This window comes from Erythrobacter sp. CCH5-A1, assembly GCF_001557115.1.
Classification (GTDB): Bacteria; Pseudomonadota; Alphaproteobacteria; order Sphingomonadales; family Sphingomonadaceae; genus Erythrobacter.
In genome coordinates, this window is the sequence record NZ_LSKQ01000190.1 from 1 (window position 1) to 7430 (window position 7430).

The window sequence follows — 7430 nt, forward strand, 5'->3', positions numbered from 1 at the left end:
GGGTTGGGGATGGGGGTTCGACATCTCGCAGGGCAGAGCCCCCACCCCCAGCCCCTTCCCAAGGGGAGGGGAGACAAAGCCTCAAGGCTTCCGCACCCGCCGGTCCGCCTCGCGCTCGCGGATCCGGAAATCCGCCGGCCGGCGCACCGGCACCCGCAGCACGCAGCGCACGCCCGAAGGCGCGAAATCGAGCGTCACCGGCTGGCGCAGCTCGTGGGCGACGACCTTCTCGATCAGTTCGGTGCCGAAGCCGCGGCGGCGTTCATGCGCCACGGGCGGCCCTCCGGTTTCCCGCCATTCGACCTCGGCCCATTCGGTCTCGGCCGCCGGATCGTTTCCGCGGCACCAGCGGATCGTGACCTTGCCGCCGGGGACGCTCAGCGCACCATATTTGGCGGCATTGGTGGCCAGTTCGTGGACCGCAAGGCCAAAGGACAGCGCATCATTGGGCGCCAGTTCCAGCTCGGGCCCGTCGAGCAGGATCGCATCATCCAGCGCCTCGCGGAAATGCTGGAGCTCGGCCTCGATCACTGCGCGAATCGGGGTGGTGCCCCAGTCGGTCACGGTCAGCAGGTCATGCGTCGCCGAGAGCGCGCGGATGCGGCCCTCGAGGCTGTCTGCGAAATCGTCGAGCCCGCTCGCGCGGCGGCGGGTGAGGGAGAGGATCGACAAGACGTTGGCGAGCGTGTTCTTGACCCGGTGGTTGAGTTCGCGGGTCAGCGAGTTGCGGATCGAATGCTGTTCCTCGAAGAACGCCAGCCGTGCCTGATCCTCGAAAGCCTGCTGGGTCAGCAGCCGCGCCAGCAGCATCAGCAGGCTGGCGAGCGCGAGGCCGAACACCAGCGTCACCATCGACAGCGGCGAAAGCACCCGGTGGTCGGCATGCTCGATCACCAGCTTCAGCTTGCGGTCGGCGATGGTGACATCCTGGGTCACCGTGTCGCGGGCAGCATCGGCAATCGAATCCGCCACCAGCAGGTGCCCGGTGCCGATCTCGCCATCATAGAGCCTGACGCCGAAGCGCATCGCGCCCTGCCGGTCCAGCGCCGAATCGAGAAACTCGCGCGCGCGGAACGGGGTGTAGACGAAGCCCGCCAGCCGCCGTCCGCCCGGTTCGGTCTCGCCCGCCGCGCCCTTGCTGTCCGCACCCATCCGGAACACCGGCATGTAGATCGCAAAGGCGCGCGCGGTGCCGCTGGTTTCCTGCACCAGCACGATCCGGCCCGAGGCGGCCGGGCGCAGTGTCAGCTCCGCCTCGGCCATGGCGGCGGCGCGGGCGGCATCGGAATACATGTCGTAGCCAAGCGCGCGGCGGTTCACCGCGGTCGCCGGCGCGAACATCGCCACGGGGGCGACCCGGCCGGTGGCGCTGGCGGGCGCGGGAAAGATATCGGGATAGGCCGGTTGGGTCTTGCGGGTGCGCTCAAGGAAAGCGGGTAGATCGCGCGCTTCGAGCACCGGGATCCAGCCGATCCCTTCCGCGCCCGAATATTCGGTGTTGAGCTTCAGCGCGCGCACGAAATTGTCGAAGGTGTCGGGGCTGACCTCGTCGACGCTCGCGAATAGCGCCGCGCCCGCGCGCAGATAGGAGGTGAAGCCGCTCCCGCTGCGGTCGAGCGCGGCAGCCAGGCTTTGCGCATATTCGCGCATCTGCGCGCGTTCGCGGGCGCGGGCGTTGCTCTCGATCGAAAAGACGCTGAGGGCCGTGATCGCAGCGAGCGCGAGGAAGATCAGCAGCGGGATCGCGCGCGGATAGAGCACCAGCCAGCGCCGCGCCCGCTCCGACGAATCCTGCCCGGCGGAACCCGGCATGGCCAGATCGGGCGCATCGGCATGAAGGGCAAGCGGTTCGATGTTGCGCGGTTCCTGTGGGGCGGCAGTGCCGGAACGGGACGGCACGGCCCGGTGGCGGAACCAAACAGGTAGCGCATCGTTCCCGAATCGTCCAAACCCGGCATGCGGGATCGCCTCGTGCATGGTATCATGCCCCGCGCGAAGCTTTCGCCGCAGCCGGTTCGGCCTTAAGGCGGGCCGGGATACGGGATCAGGGATTGACCGAGCAGATGGCCTCGATGGACGGACAGGGCGGTAACACGGGCGGAGGCGACCAGAGCGCCCGGCGGCGCCCGCCCGAATGGGCCGACGGTTTGAAGCAGCTCTACGATTCGGTGGTCGAAGAGGCCCTGCCCGACAACTTCAAGGACCTGCTGGACCGGCTCGACGCGATACCCCCCGCCCGCGGCCGGGGCGACGGCAAGTGAATGCGGAGCGCTCCCCGGGCGACAAGCGGACGGCTTCGGAGAAGTCGGATTTCAAGCGCGAACTGACCGAGGTTGTCCCGCACCTGCGTGCCTTCGCTCGCGGGCTGTGCGGGCGTCCGGACCTTGCCGACGATCTGGTGCAGGAGACGCTATTGAAGGCTTGGGCGGCGCAGGACCGGTTCGAACCGGGCACCTCGATGCGCGCCTGGACCTTCGTGATCCTGCGCAATGCCTACCTCACCGACATGCGCAGGAACCGCTTTCGCGGCGAATATGACGAGGGCGTGGCCGAACGCATCCTCACCGCGCCTGCCGGGCAGGAGGAGCCGATCCACCTGTCCGACCTGCACCGCGCGCTGCTGACGCTGCCGGCCGAACGGCGCGAGGCGCTGCTGCTGGTGGGCGCGGGCGGCTTTTCCTACGAAGAAGCTGCGGCGATCTGCGGCTGCGCGGTCGGGACGATCAAGAGCCGCGTCGGCCGCGCCCGCGCCGCGCTGTCCGAGATGTTGGCCAACGGCGCGATCCCCCGCCGTTCGACCGACGATGACGTTGCGCACAGCGCGATCCTCGAAGAACTGGATGAGGTTGCGGCCGGCAATGGAGTGAGTTCGCGGCCTTAGCATCCTGGTCGTCATCCCGGCGCAGGCCGGGACCCGGAGCGACAAGCGCAGCACGTTCCTTCACTGGGCCCCGGGCTGCGCCGGGGTGGCGAAAAGTGAAAGGCCCGGAAGCGTTTCCGCCCCGGGCCTTCTTCCATACCGAAACCGTCAGCGGTTTACGCGTAAGTCCACACCGTGCCGCGCGCGAGGTTCTCGCTGGCGAAGGCCCAGTTGAGCTTGTTCTCGACCACCGCATCCAGATAGGCTGGGCGCTTGTTCTGGTGATCGAGGTAGTAGGCGTGCTCCCACACGTCGAGCACCAGCAGCGGATTGAAGCCGCTGTCGGCGAGCGTGTCGGCATCGTGGGTTTCTTCGATCGAGAGCTTGCCGTCCTTCTCGGCGAGCCACACCCAGCCCGACGCGAAGTGGCCGGTGCCGCGGTCCTTCAATTGCTGCTTCAGCGCATCGACCGAGCCGAAAGCCTCGTCGATCTTGGCGGCGAGTTCGGGCGAGGCGGCGGTCGTCTCGGCGGCCATCGAGTGCCAGTAGAAGGCGTGGTTCCAGGTCTGGGCGGAGTTGTTGAACAGGCCCTGGTTGGTCCCGCGCGAGGCAGCGACGATTTCCTCGAGCGACTTCGATTCATGCTCGGTGCCCGCGATCGCGGCATTCATCTTGTCGACATAGGTCTGGTGGTGCTTGCCGTGGTGGAACGACAGCGTCTCGGCCGAGATCGCGGGCTCGAGCGCGGTGTCGGCATAGGGCAGCGGGGAAAGTGCGAAAGCCATGGGTATCCTCCGGTTTGATGATCTGGCGGGGTTCGTAGCAGCAACGCAGATGTGGGCGAAGGGTTGCAGCTTCAAGTCGGTGTGGTCTTGTCGGTTTGTGCGCTGCGGTCAACCGCGCAGGTCACCGCGACGTTCATGGTGACGTTGCCCAATGTGCGCATCAGGTCGGGCAGCATCTCGACCGCCACCAGCAGCGCGAGCGGCTCCACGGGAACGCCCATGGCAAGCGCGATCGGGCCGATCGACACGACGAAGCTGATCGATCCGGGCAGGCTCACCGCGCTGAGGCTGATGACGCTCGCGATCATGATCCCGGCGATGGCGACGCTCGGCGACACCTCCACCCCGGCGAGCGCGGCGATGTAATAGACCACCGCGAGGTTCATCGATGCGCTGGTCGCGCGGAAGATCACCACCGCGAGCGGGAGGACGAACTCGGCCGTGGCGGGGCGCAGGCCCAGCCGGCCGGCAGAGTCGAGCATCGCGGGCAGGCTCGCGAGCGAGGACTGGGTCGACAGCGCCACCGCCTGCGCGGGCAGCAGCGCCTTGGCGAAGTTGCCCGGCCCCCTGCCGCCGAGGATCGCGGCAAGCGGATAGGCGAGGAGGAAAATGAAGGTGCCCATCAGCGTCACCGTCACCACATAATGCCCCAGCGCAGCGAAGGCCCCGCCCCCGCTCTGCACGCCGACACCGTAAGCCAGCGCGAAGACGCCGACGGGCGCGGCGGCGAGCACCCACCCGATGATCAGCAGCATCGCATTGCCGAGCGCGTGGAAGAAGCCGAGCAGCCGCTCGCTCTGGTCTTCGGGCAGGCGGGTGATCGCCACCGCGAACATCACGAAGAACAGCGTCAGCGGCAGCATCGCGGTCTCGGCCGCGGCGGCGACCACGTTGGGCGACACCAGCGAAGCGAGGAAATCGAGCACCTTGGGCACCTCGCCCACATCCGCCGGGGTCTGCGCGAGGAAGGCGCCCGCCCCCTGCGGCACCGGAAAGGCGCGCAGCAGCATCGGCATGAACACCGCGGTGAAGGCTCCGCCGGCCAGTTGCACCGCGACCATGATCGCGATCATCCGCCGCGCCGCGGTGCCGACCCGCGCGGCAAGGATCATCTGGACGAGGCCGAGCACCAGCAGCGCGGCGACCAGCGGGATGATCGTCATCTGCAGCGCCCGCAGCCACAGCCCGCCGATCAGCCCGGCGATGTCCGACACCCCCTGCGGCGCGCCGGCCATCCCGCCCACGATCCCTGCGCCCAGCCCGCCGACCAGCGCGGCAAAGGTCAGCGCCACCGGCAGGCGGATCGAAACCAGCGCGAATTTCCCCTGCCCGGCCGCGCCGGTATTTTCGCTATCGTGCAATGGCGTGTCCTTGTTCGGGCGGCTTCGCCCTTCCCTTTGCGCCCTAACCGCGCCAGAAGCGCGAGACAATATCGGCAAGGCCGGCGAAAGCAGGGGAATTCATGGCACGCAAGCTGTTCGGAACCGACGGGATCAGGGGCCGCACCAATGCCGGGGTGATGACCGCCGCGACGGCGATGAAGGTCGGGCAGGCGGCGGGGCGCCATTTCGTGCGCGGGGCACACCTGCACCGCGTGGTGATCGGCAAGGATACCCGCCTGTCGGGTTACATGGTGGAAAGCGCGCTGGTGGCGGGCTTCACCTCGGTCGGGATCGACGTGATTATGACCGGGCCGCTCCCCACCCCCGCGATCGCGCTCCTGACGCGCGAGATGCGCGCCGATCTCGGCGTGATGATCTCGGCGAGCCACAACCCCTTCGCCGACAACGGGATCAAGCTGTTCGGCCCCGACGGCTTCAAGCTCTCCGACGAGGCCGAAGCCGAGATCGAGCGGCTGATGGAGACCGACATCCCGCTCGCCCCCGCCGAAAGGATCGGCCGCGCGCGGCGGATCGAGGATGCGCGCGGGCGCTATATCCACGCGGTCAAGCAGTCGGTCGCTTCGGATGTCCGCTTCGATGGCCTCAAGGTCGTGGTCGATTGCGCGCATGGCGCCGCCTATCAGGTCGCCCCCTCGGCGATCTGGGAGCTGGGGGCGGATGTCGTGGCCTTGGGCGTCACCCCCAACGGCACCAACATCAACGACGGCGTGGGCTCGACCGCGATCGCCGCGCTGCAGGCCAAGGTGGTCGAGGAAGGCGCGGATATCGGCATTGCGCTCGATGGCGATGCCGACCGGCTGATCGTGGTCGACGAGAAGGGCCGCGCGGTCGATGGCGACCAGATCATGGCGCTGATCGCGGGCCGGATGCAGGATCGGGGCTCGCTGAGGGGTGGCGGGATCGTCGCGACGGTGATGAGCAACCTCGGCCTCGAACGCTATCTCAATGGCCGGGGCCTTGACTTGGTGCGCGCCAAGGTCGGCGACCGCTACGTGCTCGAGGCGATGAAGGCGGGCGGCTACAATGTCGGCGGCGAGCAGTCGGGGCACATGATCCTCTTGGACTACGCCACCACCGGCGACGGCACGGTCGCGGCCTTGCGCGTACTCGCCAGCCTCGTGCGCAGCGGCAAGCCCGCGAGCGAGCTGCTGCATGTGTTCGACCCCGTGCCCCAGCTGCTCAAGAACGTGCGCTACGAGGGCGGCAAGCCGCTCGAGAACGATGCGGTGAAGGCAATGATCGCCGAGGCCGAGGCCGCGCTGGCGGGCAAGGGCCGGCTCGTGATCCGCCCCTCGGGCACCGAACCGGTGATCCGCGTGATGGCCGAGGGCGACGACCAGCGCCAGGTCGAAGAAGTGGTGGACGCGATCTGCGAAGCGGTGCGCGTCGCTGCCGCCTGAGGCTCAGGGCCAGGCCTTCACCAGCGCTTCGGACGAGAGCCACAGGATCAGGGGAACCGCCGCAAGCCATGCAAGCGTCGCGATATGCAGCCGCGCAGCCGGCATATTGCCATTGCGGATCGCGGTGACGAGCATCGCAACCACCGCAAGCGCCCACGCGCCATAAAGGACGCCGAGGGTGATCAGCGCGGGCTGCATGATCGTATTCAGATCGGTGCCCAGTGCGCCTGCCAGCATCCACAGAAACGGGGCGACGAAGAACGCCACGGTGAAGGCGAGGAAAAGCCCGAGCATCGCGCCCAGCGGGCTGCTTGCCAGCATCAGCAGGCCCACCAGCCCCGCGATCGAGAGATTGAATTTGCCCTGTTCCATACCGCACTCCATAGACTGGAACCTGTAAAGACCGGGTGAAGGGCGCGGTTTGCCCTTTTGCCACGCGACTTGGCGCGCTAGGTTTGCGCCATGCTCGAAATGCGCCCCGATTGCGAAACCTGCGGCGTGCTGCTCCCGGCCGATGCGCCGGGTGCCTTCATCTGCTCGTTCGAATGCACTTACTGCGCCGAATGCGCCGAGGACCTGGACGACCGCTGCCCCAATTGCGGCGGCGAGCTTATGGACCGCCCGACGCGGGCGAAAGCGCTCCACGGGAAGTTTCCGCCGTCGACTGAGCGCAAGTTCAAGGGCTGAACGCGGTGCAAAGCGGACAAAGCGGACACCCTGTCCGCTTTGCAGGGATCAATTTATCGTAAGCATATCAATTGTCTATCTCAAATTCGGACAAGCGGACGGACAGGGGAACGGGGCCTTGTTTCGCCCGACCGATCTTCAACGGCCTCGCGGGCCGCGCATGACAATGGGAAAGAGCCGGGTCGATGCTAGCGGCTCGCAAGCATGTAGGAAATGGCGGCAACCGCAGAACGCTTGCCAAAAGCTGATGGGGTGGACGCCCCCCGACGGCATCGATGTGCCATAGTGGAGGTGT

The 7430-nt window shown here is 67.6% G+C and carries 8 protein-coding genes; 4 read left to right on the forward strand and 4 right to left on the reverse strand.

Annotated features, from left to right (window positions below):
• Positions 1-81: 81 nt before the first annotated feature.
• The gene (locus tag AX708_RS11110) at positions 82-1899 is read right to left on the reverse strand and encodes a CHASE domain-containing protein (RefSeq protein ID WP_304438850.1); all 1818 of its coding nucleotides are present in this window, start codon (positions 1897-1899) and stop codon (positions 82-84) included.
• A 152-nt stretch (positions 1900-2051) separates the two neighbouring features.
• On the opposite strand from AX708_RS11110, the gene AX708_RS11115 reads away from it, so the two are divergent.
• Complete coding sequence (locus AX708_RS11115) at positions 2052-2261, forward strand: NepR family anti-sigma factor (protein WP_233999651.1); 210 nt, start codon at positions 2052-2054, stop codon at positions 2259-2261.
• Positions 2258-2881 carry a sigma-70 family RNA polymerase sigma factor gene (locus tag AX708_RS11120; RefSeq protein WP_066530710.1) on the forward strand — a complete coding sequence of 208 codons (624 nt, stop codon included), beginning with the start codon at positions 2258-2260 and terminating at the stop codon, positions 2879-2881. Before AX708_RS11115 ends, AX708_RS11120 begins: the two co-directional genes overlap by 4 nt.
• Positions 2882-3036: 155 nt before the next feature.
• Here the strand turns inward: AX708_RS11120 and AX708_RS11125 are convergent, their stop codons facing one another.
• Both AX708_RS11125 and AX708_RS11130 read right to left on the reverse strand, forming a co-directional pair.
• Complete coding sequence (locus AX708_RS11125; protein ID WP_066530713.1) at positions 3037-3645, reverse strand: superoxide dismutase; 609 nt, start codon at positions 3643-3645, stop codon at positions 3037-3039.
• Between the two features lie 71 nt (positions 3646-3716).
• Positions 3717-5006 (reverse strand): dicarboxylate/amino acid:cation symporter, encoded by a 1290-nt coding sequence (locus AX708_RS11130; RefSeq protein WP_082745621.1) that lies wholly within the window; start codon positions 5004-5006, stop codon positions 3717-3719.
• A 101-nt stretch (positions 5007-5107) separates the two neighbouring features.
• Here AX708_RS11130 and glmM point away from each other — a divergent pair, with 101 nt between their 5' ends.
• Positions 5108-6448 carry a phosphoglucosamine mutase gene (gene glmM / locus AX708_RS11135; protein WP_066530719.1) on the forward strand — a complete coding sequence of 447 codons (1341 nt, stop codon included), beginning with the start codon at positions 5108-5110 and terminating at the stop codon, positions 6446-6448.
• Between the two features lie 3 nt (positions 6449-6451).
• On the opposite strand, the gene AX708_RS11140 is transcribed toward glmM, so the two are convergent.
• Complete coding sequence (locus tag AX708_RS11140) at positions 6452-6820, reverse strand: hypothetical protein (RefSeq protein WP_066530722.1); 369 nt, start codon at positions 6818-6820, stop codon at positions 6452-6454.
• 90 nt (positions 6821-6910) lie between these two features.
• On the opposite strand from AX708_RS11140, the gene AX708_RS11145 reads away from it, so the two are divergent.
• On the forward strand, positions 6911-7135 hold the full coding sequence (locus tag AX708_RS11145; protein WP_066530725.1) for a DUF1272 domain-containing protein: 225 nt from the start codon (positions 6911-6913) through the stop codon (positions 7133-7135).
• Positions 7136-7430 lie beyond the last annotated feature (295 nt).

Excerpts from the sequence above, each read along its gene's own strand:
- AX708_RS11125 (WP_066530713.1), bottom strand. The coding sequence starts at position 3,645 with ATGGCTTTCGCACTTTCCCCGCTGCCCTATGCCGACACCGCGCTCGAG.
- glmM (WP_066530719.1), top strand. The coding sequence starts at position 5,108 with ATGGCACGCAAGCTGTTCGGAACCGACGGGATCAGGGGCCGCACCAAT.
- AX708_RS11140 (WP_066530722.1), bottom strand. The coding sequence starts at position 6,820 with ATGGAACAGGGCAAATTCAATCTCTCGATCGCGGGGCTGGTGGGCCTG.
- AX708_RS11145 (WP_066530725.1), top strand. The coding sequence starts at position 6,911 with ATGCTCGAAATGCGCCCCGATTGCGAAACCTGCGGCGTGCTGCTCCCG.